This is a genomic window from Planctomycetota bacterium, assembly GCA_016235865.1.
Classification (GTDB): Bacteria; Planctomycetota; MHYJ01; order JACQXL01; family JACQXL01; genus JACRIK01.
In genome coordinates, this window is record JACRIK010000018.1 from 23512 (window position 1) to 40980 (window position 17469).

Here is a 17469-nt window from a genome sequence, read left to right on the forward strand (position 1 = left end):
ATAAATTATATGTGGGGTCATAAGAGCAATCTAGCACATAATCTCTACTTTGGGACGCCCAGGTTTGAGGTTATGTGCTGGGCTACTTTATGTTATAAACACGGATATCTAAGACGCTCTGTTGTTGTTTTGAGCATCGTATAAATAATCAGGATTATTGGTATTCGTAGAATCCTTTCTTGGCCTTGCGGCCCAGATGTCCGGCCGCCACCATCTTCTTCAACAGCGGGCAGGGCCGGTATTTCGTGTCGCCCAGTCCGGTGTGCAGGACCTCCAGGATGGCCAGGCAGACATCCAAGCCGATTAAATCCGCCAGTGCCAGCGGTCCCATCGGATGGTTCATGCCCAGTTTCATTACTTCATCAATGGCTTCCTTGGTGGCTACGCCTTCCATCAGCGTATAAATCGCCTCGTTTATCATGGGCAGCAGGATGCGGTTGGCTACGAATCCGGGCGCGTCATTGACCTCAACCGGCGTCTTGCCCAGTTTCTTACACAGGTCGTTGACCGCGTCAATCGTGGCTTGGCTGGTCACCAGTCCCTTGACCACCTCGACCAGTTTCATCAGGGGCACCGGATTCATAAAGTGCATGCCGATAACCTGGGTGGGCCGCTTGGTCACGGCGGCCAGTTCGGTGATGGAAATAGACGAGGTATTGCTGGCCAGAATCACATCCGGCACGGTGATGGCATCCAGTTCTTTGAACAGATTCTTCTTGGTAGTTAAATCCTCGATAATGACTTCGACTATGAAATTGGAATCCTTGAGGTCTTTGACTGCCAGCGAGGTCTTGATGCGCTTGAATGCTTCATCGGCCTGGTCCTTGGGCAGGACGGACTTCTGGACCATCTTATCCAGGTTCTTGCGGATATTGGCCATGCCCCGGTCCACGAAATCCTGCTTGATATCCACCATGGTCACATCAAATCCGGATTGAGCGAATACCTGGGCAATCCCGTTGCCCATGGTGCCTGCGCCGATGACGCCAACCTTGCTTATAGTCATATGTTTTCCTTTCCGTTTATCTGCCTGTCCAAAATAACCAAATATCTTGCAATAATATTTACCATCAATATAATATATCCCATGACCTTTCAAGAAATAATACTTAAATTAGAGCGCTACTGGGCCAAATACGGATGCGCGATGGTCCAGCCTTATGATATTGAAAAGGGCGCCGGCACATCCAATCCGGCTACATTCCTTAAGGCGCTCGGACCCGAACCCTGGAAGGCCGCCTATGTTGAGCCGTCACGCAGGCCGACCGACGGCCGGTATGGCGATAATCCCAACCGCCTCCAGCATTATTACCAGTATCAGGTGATTATCAAGCCGGCGCCGGCTGATGCCCAGGCAATATATCTCAAAAGCCTGGCCGAATTGGGAATTAATCTCAAGAAACACGATGTCCGGTTCGTCGAGGACGACTGGGAATCGCCTTCCCTGGGCGCCACCGGCCTGGGCTGGGAGGTCTGGATTGACGGAATGGAAATCACCCAGTTCACCTATTTCCAGAAGGTCGGCACCATTGAACTGGAGAAGGTGGCGCTGGAATTGACCTACGGCCTGGAACGCATTGCCATGTTCATCCAGAAAAAGGATAATGTCTATGACTTGGAATGGGTCAAGGGCGTGACCTACGGCAATATCCATCACGAAGACGAGGTCCAATTCTCCAAATATAACTTTGAGGTGGCCGATACCCAGATGCAGACCCAGTTATTTGATATGTACGAGAAAGAGGCCAAGGCATTGGTGGAAAAGGGATTGGTCCTGCCGGCCTATGACTATGTCCTGAAATGTTCGCACACCTTTAATATCCTGGACGCCCGGCGGGCCATCGCGGTCAGCCAGCGTCAGCATTACATCGGACGCATACGCCAAATAGCCCGGGCCTGCGCCATCGGTTATCTTAATATGCGCAAGGAAATGGGTTACCCCTTGATGAAGTAGACAGTAGTCAGTATTCGGTAGACAGTTATTTACCAATCATCTCCGGAGTCCATAAATACATAAACTGGCTGCTGTTGGTCTTCAGGACCAGCTCGGCTAAGTAGGTCAATTCCAGCGAGGGCGTCGGGCCCATGAACATATTATCAAACAGCCCGCTGCTTTTCTGGTACCTGATGACCTTGGCGGATTTGAGATGCGCCAGGTCCAGCGTCTTGTTATAGGCGTCGCTCATATAGCCGACCGAATCCACCAGTTTGGATTTAAGCGCTTCCTGTCCGGTCAGAATCCGGCCGTCCGCAATGGTCTTGATTTCATCCCGGCTCAGCGAGCTCTTGCGCGCCTCAGCCACGATATCCAGGAACCGGTTATACATCTCGTCGATGATTTTCTGCATATATTCCTTTTCCTCGGCCGTCATTTTGCGGAAGGGCGAGCCGGTGTCCTTGGCCTTGCCGGATTTTATTACGGCCGTCTCCACCCCGATCTTGCCCATCAGGTCTTCCAAAGCGAAGAACATGGAAATTACCCCGATACTCCCGGTGATGCTGGTCGGATGGGCCATGACATAATCCGCGCTGCAGGAGATATAATAACCGCCCGAGGCGGCCGTGTCCTGCATCAGGGCGAGCACCGGCTTGTCCGGGTGTTTCTGCTTGAATTCCTTGATGGTCCGGTAGATGATGTCGCTGGCCGTCACGCCGCCGCCCGGTGAATTTATCACCAGGATAACCGCCTTGATGTGGATGTCGTCGTCAGCCAGTTTCAATAATTCCTGTATTTTATCCGGGGTGCAGGCGTTTTTGGATGCCAGCAGGGACGAGGTTTCCTGGGTCATGATTACGCCCTGAATAGGTAAAATAAGAATCTTGTCAGAGCTGGATTCGTCGCCGGTCACGAACTGTTCCTCCCATTTCTTTTCCAAGTCCAGCGAGGGCAGGAAGATGCATCCGCTGACCATTATCAATGCGATTGACAGCAACAATAGTTTTTTTATCATAATCGGTTCTCCTTACTGGCTGTTAGTCCCAATAGGGCTTTACAGCCAGTTACCCCGATAGTATTTATCGGGGTTACTTATAAAATTTCTACCATATAAATGGAAATAGTCAATAAGAAATAGTATAAATGCAACCACAGATTTCGCAGATTACACAGATGTTATTATAATCAATGAAATCTGTGTAATCTGTGGTTTCTTTTTGATTTATGGACTACGAAATAGTTATCGGCCTGGAGGTGCACACCCAGTTAAAGACGGACAGCAAACTCTTTTGCGGGTGCGCTACGGTATTTGGAGCCGAGCCCAACAGCCAGACCTGCCCGGTCTGTTTAGGCCTGCCCGGGGTCCTGCCGGTAATGAATAAAAAGGCCTTTGAATACGCCATTAAGGTGGGACTGGCCCTTAACTGCGCCATTGCTCCGACCACTAAGTTCGACCGCAAGAACTATTTCTATCCGGACCTGCCCAAGAACTACCAGATTTCACAATACGATATCCCGATTGCCCAGCATGGTTGGCTGGAGACAAAGGATAAGAAAATCGGTATTACCCGGGTGCATCTGGAAGAGGACTCCGGTAAGCTGGTGCATCCGGAAGATACAAATGCGGAATGCGGAACGCGGAATGCGAAATTAGATTACAGCTTAGTGGATTTGAATCGCGCCGGCGTGCCGCTGGCGGAAATCGTCTCTAATCCGGAAATTACCTCGCCGGATGAGGCATATCAATACCTGATTGCGCTAAAATCTATTCTGATTTATCTGGGCGTCTCGGACTGCGATATGGAAAAGGGCTCTCTGCGTTGCGATGCCAATATCTCCCTGCGTAAAAAAGGGGAGACCAAATTAGGCACCAAGACCGAAATCAAGAACCTTAATTCATTCAAGTCCGTGGTCAAGGCGTTGGAGTTTGAAGCCAACCGCCAGGCCTGGCTGTTAAAGGAAGGCCAGGCCGTGTCAGGCGAGACCCGGCTCTGGGATGAAGAGGCGGCCGAGACCCGGTCCATGCGCTCCAAGGAGGAAATCCAGGACTACCGCTATTTCCCTGAGCCGGACCTGATGCCCTTTACCATTTCTCCGGACTGGCTAAAATCAATAAAGGATTCCCTGCCTGAATTGCCGGTCCAGCGCAAAGAACGGTTCGTCAAGCAATACCAGCTGTCCGAATATGATGCCGGGGTGCTGTTGCAGGATAAGGCGCTGGCTGACTATTTCGAGTCCTGCGTGAAATTGTATAATAACCCCAAGGGTATCGGCAACTGGATATTAAGCGAGGTGCTCAGGTATCTCAATGACACCAAAAAGGAGATTCAGGAGTTAACCGTGATGCCTCAAGGGTTGGTGGAACTGGTGAAACTGTTTGATGATAAGAAGATAACCTCGACTGCGGCCAAGGAGGTCTGGTCCGAGATGCTCAAGGGTAATCTATCCGCATTGGATATTGTTAATCAAAAGGGCTTGGCGCAAATCAGCGATGACTCGGTTATTGAGGGTTATGTCAAAGATGTCATATCAAAGAACGAGAAGATTGTGGGTGACTACAAAGGCGGCAAGAAGAACGCCTTGGAATCGCTTCTGGGCCAGGTTATGAGGGCATCCAAAGGCAAGGCCCAGCCGGATAAGGTGCGAATGCTCCTCCAGAAGCATCTGAGTTCATAGGGTTTATCTGTGTCTATCTGTGTTAATCTGTGGTTGCAGTTACAACTGCATCTGTCTCAATTGTTTATCCGGCACGCGAAATCCGGACCAGTGCACGTATTCCTCTCTGGGCAGTTTTTGGTATTGCTCGAAGCTGATGGTTAGGATGAATCCGCCCTTGACCGGCACCTTACGATAATGCACCTCGGCAAAGAACCGGTCGTCTTTGGGAATGGCCTTTAAACTGCGCAGGGTTTTATAGTCGTGATAAGCCTGGCGGCTGCCCACCAGGCCGTCATAGGCGCTGTCCGTGACATAATAGACCTCGTTCTTCTTGCGGTATTTGTCCAGCACCTGTTCAGAAAAGAAGATGCCGTGGATGCCGTCAGGAGCGTATCTGAATTTCCGGTTGAGCATATAGCGGGCCAGCTCGGTCTTGATAAGACGCCAGACCCCGGCAATCTTGGTGGCCGGAAGTTTGCCGTCCTTGATTAATCGGTAGATGGTTCGGCGGTTGACGCCTAATATCTTGGATGCCTCGCTTAAGTTCAATACGCCACCCTCAAAATTCATTCCTAATACATGGGATGGTACCTCGCGTCCCCGGGTCAGAAATTTCCGGACATCATTCCTGGCGAATCTCCATTGGCCGCCTGATTTTGTGGTTGGTATTTTGTTGGACTTGATCAATCGGTATATAGTAAACCGGCTTAGACCCAAATATTCACAGACCTCATTCAGGGTCATCAGGTCTGGTTTAATTACAGATTGGGCAGGGGATTTGCAGGTAAGTAATCTATCCAAGTCGTGTTGCTCAAAGCGCCACTGGCCGGCCAATCGCCTGGCCGGCAGCTTGCCGGACTTGATTAAGCGGTAAACCGTAATGACAGAGACACCGAAATATTTACAGACGTCTTTTACATTCAACATAAGATTAAGGGCGGTCCGGGCCGCTGGCCCATAATTCCTTATTAATAATCTGCCTGATTCGTTCGGCTGAAATCGTAATCTGCCACTGATCGCGCACCCAGTTGGCCGTCTTGTGATAACTCCAGGTGGGCACATATTTCTTGCTCCGCATCGCGGCCAGATAGTTGCCGGTTTTTAATATCTGGTTAATCTGCTCAGGCGTTAATTTGGCGGGCTTGGCTGGTTCGGACAGTCCGTCCAGTCCTTTTTTCCGATACCGCCTGAGCCAGGTATAAACCGAACGGCTGGAGCAGTTCAATTGCTCGGCAATCTGTTTGATGGTCCGGAAATGATGGGATAACCATACGGCTTGGCCGCGGAGTTTTGCCCGGAGATTTCCCTTGAGCGCCATCCGATTCATAAAAAAGGTCAGGCGGGCGCACTCGGCCTGTTCCAGGCGGATAAAAATAGGTGGTTTAGGCATATAAATAATAAATTGGATTGCTTCGTCGCTTCGTAGCCAGGATCCTCGCAATGACCATATGAACTATTGTCATTGCGAGCGTTAGCGAAGCAATCTCTATTAAACTTAGAAATTCCATACGACAAGTCAATCTTGCCTGATTCAGCAAATCAATATTTCCACATTCGCAAGTCTATCTTTCCACTTATACCAAAAAATACAGTTTATTTGGCCATATTTGCCCAATATAACGAGTATTTGGCCCGGTATTCAATGAAAAACAGGGGTAACCAGGCCGCAAAACAGGCCAATTCTTACCTGCCTGCCGGCAGGCGAGCCATCTGAATCATCTTATATATTAGCAAATATATCAAAACATATCAAGGAATGTAGCAAGATATTGCAAACTATGACACCTTATGTCACTGACTGGTATCCCCACCCCTACCCAGGGTGTAGATAACCCATATCCTGGGTGTAGATTACTCATATCCTGGGTGTAGATTATCCATATTCCGGGTGTAGATTATCCATATCCCAGGTGCAGATAACCCATATCCCGGGTGCAGATTACTCATATCCGGAGTGCAGATTACTCATGCCCGGAGTGTAGATTACTCATATCCCGGGTGTAGATTACTCATATCCCGGGTGTAGATTATCCATATCCCGGGTGTAGATTATCTATATCCCGGGTACAGATTACTCATACCCGGAGTGCAGATTACTCATATCCCGGGTGTAGATTATCCATATCCCGGGTGCAGATTACCCATATCCGGAGTGAAGATTACCCATACCCGGGGTGAAGATTATTCATACCCGGAGTATAGATAACTCTTACCCCTGGTTAAGGACAGACAGGGGGGTATCTAGGAAAAAACGCAGCGGAGTGACCTGGCATCATTTGAATTAACGCGGAATTATCCTGGAATTCAAAATGACCCGCCGATTGATATTATCACATTCCGGCCCGGCTCATTATTACCCGAACCGTGGGTCCGGTAGTCGCGGTTACCGAGATTTTCTATTGCCACGGAGAGTCGGAATATCCGGCTCAAGTTGACGCCGCCCCTGATGTTATAGATGCTGTATCCCGGCGTGCCGTCCGGCGGGATTCGCTGTGTATTGAGTTTGTCCAGAGGCGAGAGCCGGTCCTGACGGTCGGCCATCTTGGTTTCCAGTTCTGACCACCATTTGCCGGCCGCATCAGTTCTGCGGATACCGAAAATAGCCAGGGTTGGTGGAATCATTGTCATTGGTTGTCGTGATTTAACGCCGGGCGAGGTATAGGTATCCACCTGGCCTCGCTGCGAACTCGCGCCGCCAAAGACAGACCAGATATTATCAAACCGGTAGTTCACCTTGAATTCCAGCCCGTAGATATTCCCATCGCCCACATTTGACTTCTGCACCTCGTTTAATCCGGTGATGGTTACGCCGGTCGGATAGCGGACAATCATATCGTTAATTATAGTATAGAAAAAGGCGCCTTGGGCGCTGAATTTATCGGTCTCTGTTTTAGAGCCGGTTTCAATAGAGAGAAAGTTCTCCGGTTTTAGGTTGGGCGATGGCGTTTCTATTTCATTGGACAGGGCAATGTCCAGCCGCGTTAGGTCGGAGAGGTTCGGCGACCGGAAGCCCTGCGAGATGCCGCCGAAGATATTCCACTTCTCAGTCGGCATATAGGATAACCGCAGATTACCGGACAGATTGCTCCATCGGTCGGAGATGGCTATGGTGGTGGGTGTGACAATCGTTGGGTCTTTGACCTTATCCGCATCAACGATGGCTTGTGTATAGCGAAGGCCGGCAGTAAGATTCAATGATGGTTTTAGCGGATATTCATTCTGGATGTATAGGCCGGCTAAATCGTAGGTCGCGTCATCGGCCACCGGACCCTGAATCTCAATGCTTTCCAGTGCGCCGCTGGCCAGGTATTTGCGCAAGAATGAATCCACATTATCGCGGTAGAATTCAGCGCCGTAAACCAGATGGCCTAATGAAGTCGCCCGTTCCATCTGTGCCGAAAGACCCAGGGTGTTGACGTCAAAGCCGGAACGTTCCATCTTGTTATTGCTTCTCTTGCGGAATAACTGCTCGTCCTGGCTGTGGTAGGAGAGGGAAAACTTTGCCTTATCGCCCAGCCAACCGGCATCGTCTTTATAGTATTGTAAGTAGGTCAGGCGGCGCTGGTGGTTATACGAGCGTTCCTTGTCTGTGCCGATGGTGGTATCCTGCCAGGAGATGCCAAAGGTAGTGGCGTGCGTTCTCCAGACATCGGGCTGGTTGACTCGGCTGTGGGCCAGGAAGAGTTTGTCCTGCTTGTTGATGAGATATTCCGCTTTGAGGTCGTAGTCCATTTCCTGGTAGCCGGTCTTGGGCTGTGTGCCGGTATGCGCACCGCCTTGTAAATCGTTGAAGTCCTTGTCCGAAGCGCCGGCCAGCATCCTAATGGATGGGCTGAAAGCGCCGCTGATTTCAGCCCGGGCAACACTTGATGTGTCCGCCGTGGCATAACGTTCAGAGGCGCGATACGAGAATCCTTTTTCCTGTTCTGGAGAAATGGTGATGACATTGACCGTCCCGCCGATAGCATCGCTGCCGTAAAGCGCCGAGGCCGGTCCTTTGACCACCTCTAATCGTCCGATAGTGAATGAATCAACCGTATTCCAATATTCATTAGGCCCGTCCCGGAATACGGAGTTGTTCAGCCGGATGCCGTCTATCAGGAGCAGGTTGCGGAAACCGGTAAAGCCGCGAATAAACGGCGAGCCCTGGCCCTGGGAGGTCTTCTGGACTGTCACCGACGGGTCGGATGAGAATATCTCCGGCATACTCCGGCTGAATTTTCTGTTTTGGATATCATCAGCTGTAATGACCTCGGTGATATAAGCCGTTTCAAACGGCTTCGCATCGGTGCGCGAGGCGGTGACGATGATTTCGTCGGGCTTTGTTTGGGCTGTATCGGCGCTTATTAACACTCCAACGCCCCATAATCCCAGAGCCATAACCAGCCATTTATTCTTTATCAAGCCGGCAACCTTTCTATAACCTGACATATATAAACGAATAAAAGGGCGTTGCGGCTCATTTTATTTTGGATTTTTTGCGGTCTGGATTGACAAACTGCTGAACCGATACTATAATAAATATCCATGAAACACAGTTTGCTGGGCCTGGCTATTTTTATCTGCGTGGTGGGCTGCGGACCGGATAGTCAAACACCAAATTCCAATAACCAAACACCAAACAACAAAGACCAAGCATCAATAACTAATAATCAAATACCAGATACAAAACACCAAACATCAAATTCAGAGGAGCAAGTTATGAACATTCGTGAATCAGTCCTGGCCGGCAGTTGGTATCCGGCTAATCCCGACACCCTGCGCAAGGAGATTGCCAGGTATTTTGATGCCGTGAAACTACCCAAAGGCGTTGACCAGAAGCAGGATGTTGTTGGCCTGGTGGTGCCGCATGCCGGGCATCAGTATTCCGGTCCCTGCGCTGCCTATGGTTATTCCTTACTCAAAGGCAAGATATATAAACGGGTTATCATTATGGGTCCGAGCCATCGGGTCGGATTCAACGGGGTCTCGGTTTCCCAGGCCACGCATTATGAAACGCCGCTGGGCAAAGTCCCGGTGGACCGACAGGCCTGCGATAAACTCCTGCAGAGAATTAATCTTTTCAGTTACCAGGCCGCGGCTGACAAGAACGAGCATTCGGTGGAGATTCAACTGCCGTTCCTGCAGACCGTGCTGGCGGATGGCTATAAGATTGTGCCTTTGGTGGTCGGTGATGTGGACGATTTTCAGGCCGTGGCGTCCATCATCAAGGAGGTCGTGGATGACCAGACACTGGTCATTGCCAGTTCGGACTTCACGCACTACGGCGAGGATTTCGGCTATGTGCCTTTCACGGACAGCATCAAGGCCAATCTCAAGAAACTGGACAACGGCGCCATTGAGCAAATCGTGAAACTCTCTCCGGACGGATTTGAGAAGTATATCAGGTCCACCGGAGCCACGGTCTGCGGTTATAAGCCGATTGCCTTATTGCTGAATATCTTAGGTGGAGAAAATAAAGTAACATTGCTGGACTATTATACATCGGGTGATTTGTCCGGCGACTATGCCCACTGCGTTAGTTATGCCTGTATCGCATTCAGCAAGAACGCATCAGCTCAACAGGCCGGGGATGATTTGGATAAGTCAGAACAGGCCGCCCTGCTCAAACTGGCCCGGCAGACCCTGAAGGTCTATTTGAATGACAAAAAGACGCCTAAATTTAACGAGAAGGAATTGACGGCCCGGCTAAAGGAGAAGCGGGGCATATTTGTCACCTTAAAGAACCGCGGTGAATTGCGGGGCTGTATCGGCCGCATATTTGACCCGGAACCGCTTTATCAGGAAGCGATAGAGTATACGGTGCATTCGACCCAGGATTCCCGTTTTTACTATAATCCGGTTACGGCCAAGGAGGAACCGGATATTGACATAGAGATTTCGGTCCTGTCGCCGATGAAAAAGGTAGCCAGTTATAAGGATATCGTGGTTGGTAGGCACGGGGTTTATCTGATGAAGGACGGTTGTAATGCGGTATTCCTGCCCCAGGTGGCGCCGGAACAGGGTTGGACCCGGGATGAGATGCTTAATCAGCTGTCGATGAAGGCTGGACTGGACAAGGACGCCTGGCGTCAGGACGCGGAGTTTATGGTCTTTACCGCACAGGTGTTTGGGGAGAAAGAGTAAAAAGCGTAGAGCGTATAGCGTGGAGCGTAGAGCGTATGGACAGAAGACAATTCCTGAAATCAGCCGCCGGCTGCGCCGCGATATCGCTTCTGGCGCAGAACAGAACACTTTCTGCCGAGCCGGCCAAGGACACACGCAAGGAGGTAGCATACTACAAGAAACTTGATGACGGAGTAGTGGAGTGCCTCATCTGCCCGAAAAAGTGCAAGGTGCTGAATCAGGGACGGGGCATCTGCGGCAATAAACTCAATGACGACGGAGTTTATTATAGTTTGGTCTATTCCAAACCCTGCACCATTAACATTGACCCGATAGAGAAAAAGCCGCTGTTCCATTTTCTGCCCGGCAGCCAGGCCTATTCGTTATCCACGGCCGGGTGTAATTTCGGATGCAGTTTCTGCCAGAACTGGCAGATTTCACAATCCAAGCCCGAGCAGATGGATAATTATAATCTTACGCCGAAAGAAATTGTCGAGCAGGCGAAGAAGAATGAAGCCAAGGTGATTGCCTTTACCTACGGCGAGCCGGTTGTCTATTACGAATATATGTATGACATTGCCAAACTGGCTCGTGAGCAGAAGATGCACAGCGTGATGATTTCCAACGGCTACATCAACGAAGAGCCGCTGCGCGAACTTTGCAAACATCTCAGCGCGGTCAAGATAGACCTCAAGGCATTCACTGACGACTTTTACCGGAAATACTGCAACGGCTCTCTTCAGCCGGTCTTAGATACGCTCCTGACCCTGAAGAGGATTGGCATCTGGTTTGAGGTGGTGGTCCTGATAATCCCGACCCTGAATGACAGCGCCAAAGAGATTAAACAGATGTGTGAATGGATAAAGAATAACTTAGGCGACAACGTGCCGGTGCATTTCTCCAGATTCCATCCGGAATATAAACTCAAGAACCTGCCGGTCACGCCGGTACAGACGATGGAAGACGCCCATCAAATTGCCAAAGAGGCCGGTTTGAGGTTCGTATATCTGGGAAATATTGCAAATCATCCGGCTGAATCCACCTATTGCCTGGCCTGCCAAAAGCCGATAATAAAGCGGGTGGGCTTCCGGATAGCGGAAACCCTGATAAAGCAGGGCAAATGCCCGTTTTGTTCGGCCCTGATACCCGGGGTCTGGGCCGGGTGAATATTTGATAAATTTATCATATTTTTCTTGATTTTTATTTAATAGTTGGTATACTACCTATATATAGCAAAACCAAGGAGAGTAGTACTATATGAAAAACATATTATACGGGTTGATTATAGTAGGATTCCTTGCGGCCATCGCCGGTATTTTCCTGGTATTTACCGAGCGCAATAAGGCCATAGATTCCAGAATGGCAGCCGAAGACCAGAAAGATATAGCCCTTGAGGCCAAGAAAAAGGCGGATAGCGAGAAGGCCGACGCCCTGAAGGCCAGAGAAGCATCCGAAGTCCAGGCCAAGCAAGCCAGAGAACAGGCCGACAAGGCCATATCGGATTCAGCCCAGGCCATGACCAGAGTCAAGTCCGCCGACGATGAAAAAGACAAGGCGTTAAAGGAAAAACAGGAAGCTGAAAAGACCCGGGAGGAGGCGCTGTCGGCCAAGGCATTGGCCGAGAAAGCCAAGCAGGATGCCGAATCCAAAGAGGGCGAAGCCGAGGCGCGCGCCAAAGCGGAAATCTCAGCCCGGGAAATCGCCGACCAGAATCTTGAAAAAGAAATCAGCGCCCGCAAGGCGCTGGAAGACGATGTATACGTGATTAGAGAAGTTGCGGAATCATCCAAGAAGATTGCCGTATTTTGTTCTGATGTGGTCTCCAAAATATTTATACCTTTAGACAGCGGCGACAAGCAATACCTCAAGGCCTGCGAATCCTGGCGCGATGCCAAGGATACCAACCAGAAAAGAAGCTCGCTGGCCTATTTCTCCAAGTCAAAGGATAATTATGTGTCCGCGCTTTCCAGCGTCAGCAAGATGGATAACGTGACCAAGGAAACCGAACGGGTCAAGGAACTGCTCAAACGGGCCATCCAGGACAGCATTGACAGCATGGATACCATGATAAACCTTCTCAAGAGATTATTGCAGGAAGGCGACGCGGTGCCTTTTGAGGACCGGACCAAGAGCAGTGATCGGGCGATTGCCAAGAAACTCTCAGCAGACAACACCATCGTGGAATGCTGCACCCTGATATTAAGCATGATGGAGGTTCATAAAGTGGCTTTTACTCCAAGCATGAAGGCCAGAATCGAAGGCGTCAAGAAGGAAATCGAAAAGCGGCTCAAGCCAGATGAAGAGAGCGCGCTCAGCCCGGATAGATAAAACCGCCGGTTACTAAATCATATCGGATAACAATCACTGTAGTTGTTTAATCCATTATTATATCTGCTATATTGCGAAAGTTTATTTCAGTTGATGCGTTTCTTATGCCATTCCTACCCTTGCTTTCGCAGGGGTAAACTTGTTCCCGTGAAAACGGGGAGTGGGAATCCAGAAGCAAAATATCGGATTCGCTATCGCGGTCTCTGTGAGTTCGTGCTTACGCAGAAATGACGTGTTAGTTAATAATCTACAGACTAAGGATTGACAGTACCGCGCTACGCCGGGTGAATCCAGACCACCGGATAAATCGCCAGAACATCTTTGCGGGCAATCATTATCGGTTCATAGTCGGCATTGTACGGTCGGAAGATAAACTTTTCTTCCGGGAGCGAATCCATCTTGTTCAGTTCTATAATCCAGGCCCGATAATTCTGCAGGACCGCCAATACGATATCGCCGATCCGGGGTTTGATTTGGGTGTCTACTATAAAGGCACTGCCGGCCAGGCAGGGCGGGAACAATGAATTGTCTTCCAGTTTTACGGCAATTCTGATGGGCGGTTCTCCCAGCGCCGGCTCAACCAGCGGCCCGCACAGGAATTCCATTTCTTTTTCTTTCTGGGCCCATAAGAGCGACTGGTTAAAAAACGGGTCTATTTTGCTGCCGGAGATTATCCGGAAAACCGGTATTTTGACCAGGGGCGCCTGAGGCGGTTCTGCGGGCGGCGGCGGGGCAGGCATCGGGGCCTTTTCCAAAGCGGCCGGAGCGGTATCATTGGGATGGATATCATGGAGTTCATCCAGCAGGTTGTTTATCGGGATATCCAATACCGACGAGATAATCCGTATCTTTTCGTCGTCGATATTTGATTGGTACCGGCCGTTAAGCAGGTCGACCAGGTAATTATAATTTATCTGGAGTTTATCGGCCAGGGCTTTCTTGGGAATGCCTTTGGCGGCCCGGAGCTTTTCAATTACCTGCCAGGGGGATAAGGGTTTTTCCATACTATATAAGCAATTACGGTAAGACACGGGAATATTAAGATTTATATCAAGAAAAGTCCAGGAAAATCCGATATTTATATATAAAGTGACTTGTTTTTTAGCGGAATATGGGTATATTATATAAGGGTGTATTATATCCGGGCGTTATTATCAGTAACATATTATAGATAAATGAGTTACTATAAAATATTGGGTTTGGAAACCGAGCCGTTTTCCACCAGTCCTGACCCGCTGTTCTTCTACGAATCGCGCGGCCATAAGCTGGCCCTGACCAATCTGGTGATCGAATTGAGATTGCGCCGGGGATTGAGCGTAATTCTGGGCGATATCGGGACCGGCAAGACGACCCTGAGCCGCAAATTAATCCAGGCGCTGTCATTGCGGGAAGGATTTATTTTCCATATTGTCCTGGACCCGACTTATGAAGACGAAAGGGCTTTCCTGGCTTCCCTGGCCCGGACCTTCGGCATCGCCAAGCCGCTGGGCGTGGAAACCCCGGATGATGCCCGGAAAGACCCGGTTAACGTGAGCGAGTTGAAGGAGGCCATACAGAATTTCCTGTTCCACAAAGGAGTGGATGAAAACAAGACGGTCGTTCTGATTATTGACGAAGCCCAGAAACTTTCCGAGACCTCGCTGGAGGTGCTGAGGATTCTGCTGAACTATGAGACCAATATCGCCAAACTGCTTCAGGTGGTCCTGCTCGGGCAATTGGAATTACATTCCAAGGTTATTAATATCGCCAATCTGATAGACCGGGTGAGTTTTAAGTATACCCTTAATCCGCTGGACCAGGATGAGGTGGGCGAGATGATAAATTACCGGCTGACCCAGGCCGGCTACCGGATAAATAAGAGCTTGTTCACCGAGGACGCGGTCAAGGAAATATACCGGTGCACCCGCGGTTATCCGCGCAAGGTATCGTTGTTATGCCACAAGGCGCTAAAGAGTATTGTCATGAACGGTAAAATGGTGGTCGATAACAGAGTTGTTAAAGAAATCGTTGACGAGGAGGCGAAGAACGGATGGCACTTAGCAGACAGGACAACATCACCCCAGAAGAACACCTTCTGAGACTGATTGAGAAGCCGGCCGGCCTGGAGGAGACGCCGTCTCCGAATGATGGACTGACGATCGTGCTGGGGAAAAAGAAAAGGTTAGGTCCCCGGGTCGTTATCAACGGGATTATTTTATTCCTGGCGGCTTTTGTTGGGTTTGGCAAACAGATATCGCTCAAGACCGTCAATCGTTTATGCCTGGTCGTAATCACGGTGCTTTTGGGTTACGCGGTCTGGAGCGTGGTCTCGGCCGATACGTCGGTAATAGAGGAGCCCAATATTAGAAATCCGAGGCCGGATGATATAACTGAACAACCTGATATCAGCGAATATTATAGCGAACTGGATAAACGGGATATCTTTATGGATATGTATAAACCGCCGGTAATAGAGACGGTCAGGACGCCGGCTTTCGTTCCGACCGGGACGCAATCGACGAGCGCAGAGCCGAAACCGGCCATAGCCGATGTGTTGAAGAATCTTAAACTCATCGGAGTCATCTGGGAGCCGCAATCTGCTGCCAGCGGCTTGGCCCTGATTGATAACGGGAGCGATGTCCTGTGCCTGGCAAAAGGCGATACCTTCAGGATTAATGTCGAGCAGGCCGGTAATATGAAGAATGTCAATATAGAAATCAAGGAGATTTCCAAGGATAAGGTCACTTTGCGGCATGAAAACGAGGATGGGATATTAATGCTGACGGACAAATAAAAGGCGGTATTATGAGAAATTATTTATTGTTGACGGTCTTGTTCCTGATGGCGGCGTTGATTTGCGGCGCCCAGGAACCGGCGCCCAATACAGCGCCGGCTGAGAAAGAACCTGTTTCAGCGCCAGCCGTTACCGAAGAGAAACCTATTACTCCGACTGAACAGGCCCCGCTGACACTGGAACAGATTCTGGCTAAACCTGTTTCCGCCAACCTTAAGAACGCCGAGGTCCGCGATTTATTGCGTTTGTTCGCCAGAAAAGGGTCGCTTAATATCGTGGCGACAAAATCAGTGAGCGGACAGCTGACCTTCCTTCTGGAGAACGTGACCATCGGCGACGCCCTGGAGATCGTCCTGATTACCAACGGACTGGCTAAGGAGATAAAGGGAAAAGATATTATCAACATTATGACCGAGGCCGAATACCAGGCGCTCTACGGCAAACCGTATAACTCGAGATTGGTGGTCAAGACATATCAACTGCAGAATGTTCTGCCCAGCCGGGTAGCGACTTTCCTGGAAAATATCCAGTCTAGGAATGTCAGTTCCAAGATTCTGCCTGATAACGGCACCAGAACGATGGTTATCATCGAGGTGCAGGATAAAATCAAGGAGATGGAAGAACTTATCAAGCAATTGGATGTTCCTCCTGAAACGCTGACCTTTGAATTAAGCAACGCCGGTGTAGATGAGATTAACCCGCTGATTACGGCCTTGCTTACCCCTAATTACGGCGATATCAAGGTGGATAAGAGAACCAAGCGTTTTATCGTTACCGACCATCCGTCAGTCCTGGAGAAAATCACTAACCTAGTCCACGAATTTGACGGCAAGACCAAACAGGTCCTGATTGAAGCCAAGATGGTGCAGATTCAGCTTACCGATGAGTTTAATATGGGGGTTAAGTGGGACCAGGTATTCTCCGGATTTTCTAAATTCAAGGACTTTAAGTTTGAGGGCAATTTCCCGGTTGTGGCTGATGCGGCAAAAAAGATAAATTTGACCAGCACGGTCGGCACCTTCCCGCAGGGGAACTATAAATACGTGCTCCAGGCGTTACAAAGCTTTGGCAATAATAAACTTATTTCAGCGCCGAGATTATTGACCCTTTCTGACAAGAAAGCGAAATTTCATGTTGGGAATACGATACAATATTACACTACCGTGGTGGGTTCGGCCGCAGCCGGCACCACGGCGGGAACTTCGGAGACCAAGGAGTATGTTGAAGAAGGCGTGAAATTGGAATTAACCCCTTCCATCAATAAGGACGGATATATTATCATGGAAATCATACCTGATATTACCAAGGTGCTCGAGTGGAGAATTACCGGGCAGGGCAACCCCTACCCGGCGATTATACAAAAAGCAACCAGCACCGCCAACGTAATGGTTAAAGACGGCGTGACCATAGTTATTGCCGGCATTATTAAAGATGAAAAGGAAACGTCTTATGCCGGGGTTCCGATAGTCTCGCAGCTCCCTATTATCGGCAAGCTGCTTTCTTCCAAAAGAGAATACCTGGTTAAAAGCGAGACCATAATCTTTCTTACCCCGCATATTATTACCGGTGATGCCGACAGTTCAATCAAAACTAAACAATATGAGTTTGATACGAAAGAGCCGAAAGAACTGAAACCCGTAAGATAAAATCATCCCGGCAAATACTGCCG

The 17469-nt window shown here is 49.6% G+C and carries 14 protein-coding genes; 8 read left to right on the top strand and 6 right to left on the bottom strand.

The window, feature by feature from the left end; genetic code table 11:
- Positions 1 to 154 precede the first annotated feature (154 nt).
- Positions 155 to 1006 (bottom strand): 3-hydroxybutyryl-CoA dehydrogenase, encoded by an 852-nt coding sequence (locus HZA49_05095; protein MBI5778812.1) that lies wholly within the window; start codon positions 1004 to 1006, stop codon positions 155 to 157.
- 81 nt (positions 1007 to 1087) lie between these two features.
- Here HZA49_05095 and HZA49_05100 point away from each other — a divergent pair, with 81 nt between their 5' ends.
- Positions 1088 to 1954 carry a glycine--tRNA ligase subunit alpha gene (locus HZA49_05100; GenBank protein ID MBI5778813.1) on the top strand — a complete coding sequence of 289 codons (867 nt, stop codon included), beginning with the start codon at positions 1088 to 1090 and terminating at the stop codon, positions 1952 to 1954.
- 25 nt (positions 1955 to 1979) lie between these two features.
- Here HZA49_05100 and sppA read toward each other — a convergent pair whose 3' ends face one another.
- On the bottom strand, positions 1980 to 2951 hold the full coding sequence (gene sppA, locus HZA49_05105) for a signal peptide peptidase SppA (protein ID MBI5778814.1): 972 nt from the start codon (positions 2949 to 2951) through the stop codon (positions 1980 to 1982).
- A 209-nt stretch (positions 2952 to 3160) separates the two neighbouring features.
- Between sppA and gatB the strand changes: the two genes are divergently transcribed.
- Positions 3161 to 4612 (top strand): Asp-tRNA(Asn)/Glu-tRNA(Gln) amidotransferase subunit GatB, encoded by a 1452-nt coding sequence (gene gatB / locus HZA49_05110; protein MBI5778815.1) that lies wholly within the window; start codon positions 3161 to 3163, stop codon positions 4610 to 4612.
- Positions 4613 to 4651: 39 nt separating this feature from the next.
- Here gatB and HZA49_05115 read toward each other — a convergent pair whose 3' ends face one another.
- From HZA49_05115 to HZA49_05125, 3 genes are all read right to left on the bottom strand, one after another.
- Positions 4652 to 5521: a helix-turn-helix domain-containing protein gene (locus HZA49_05115; protein MBI5778816.1), complete on the bottom strand. Its 870-nt coding sequence runs from the start codon at positions 5519 to 5521 to the stop codon at positions 4652 to 4654.
- Between the two features lie 4 nt (positions 5522 to 5525).
- On the bottom strand, positions 5526 to 5984 hold the full coding sequence (locus HZA49_05120; protein ID MBI5778817.1) for a helix-turn-helix domain-containing protein: 459 nt from the start codon (positions 5982 to 5984) through the stop codon (positions 5526 to 5528).
- Between the two features lie 914 nt (positions 5985 to 6898).
- Positions 6899 to 9025 (bottom strand): TonB-dependent receptor, encoded by a 2127-nt coding sequence (locus tag HZA49_05125; GenBank protein ID MBI5778818.1) that lies wholly within the window; start codon positions 9023 to 9025, stop codon positions 6899 to 6901.
- A gap of 96 nt (positions 9026 to 9121) precedes the next feature.
- Here HZA49_05125 and amrB point away from each other — a divergent pair, with 96 nt between their 5' ends.
- The 3 genes from amrB to HZA49_05140 all read left to right on the top strand — a co-directional run bounded on the left by amrB (position 9122) and on the right by HZA49_05140 (position 13027).
- Complete coding sequence (gene amrB / locus HZA49_05130; protein ID MBI5778819.1) at positions 9122 to 10720, top strand: AmmeMemoRadiSam system protein B; 1599 nt, start codon at positions 9122 to 9124, stop codon at positions 10718 to 10720.
- A gap of 35 nt (positions 10721 to 10755) precedes the next feature.
- A complete protein-coding gene (amrS, locus tag HZA49_05135) occupies positions 10756 to 11865 on the top strand; it encodes an AmmeMemoRadiSam system radical SAM enzyme (protein MBI5778820.1) in 1110 nt (369 codons plus the stop codon).
- 91 nt (positions 11866 to 11956) lie between these two features.
- Entirely contained in the window at positions 11957 to 13027 is a 1071-nt protein-coding gene (locus tag HZA49_05140; protein ID MBI5778821.1) for a hypothetical protein, read from the top strand.
- Between the two features lie 275 nt (positions 13028 to 13302).
- Here HZA49_05140 and HZA49_05145 read toward each other — a convergent pair whose 3' ends face one another.
- On the bottom strand, positions 13303 to 14031 hold the full coding sequence (locus HZA49_05145; GenBank protein ID MBI5778822.1) for a LexA family transcriptional regulator: 729 nt from the start codon (positions 14029 to 14031) through the stop codon (positions 13303 to 13305).
- A gap of 171 nt (positions 14032 to 14202) precedes the next feature.
- Between HZA49_05145 and HZA49_05150 the strand changes: the two genes are divergently transcribed.
- Genes HZA49_05150 through HZA49_05160 form a run of 3 tightly spaced genes read left to right on the top strand, consistent with a single transcriptional unit; the run spans position 14203 to position 17446 of the window.
- A complete protein-coding gene (locus tag HZA49_05150) occupies positions 14203 to 15105 on the top strand; it encodes an AAA family ATPase (GenBank protein MBI5778823.1) in 903 nt (300 codons plus the stop codon).
- Complete coding sequence (locus HZA49_05155; protein MBI5778824.1) at positions 15057 to 15800, top strand: hypothetical protein; 744 nt, start codon at positions 15057 to 15059, stop codon at positions 15798 to 15800. The genes HZA49_05150 and HZA49_05155 overlap by 49 nt, the downstream gene beginning before the upstream one ends.
- An 11-nt stretch (positions 15801 to 15811) precedes the next feature.
- Entirely contained in the window at positions 15812 to 17446 is a 1635-nt protein-coding gene (locus HZA49_05160) for a hypothetical protein (protein ID MBI5778825.1), read from the top strand.
- Positions 17447 to 17469 lie beyond the last annotated feature (23 nt).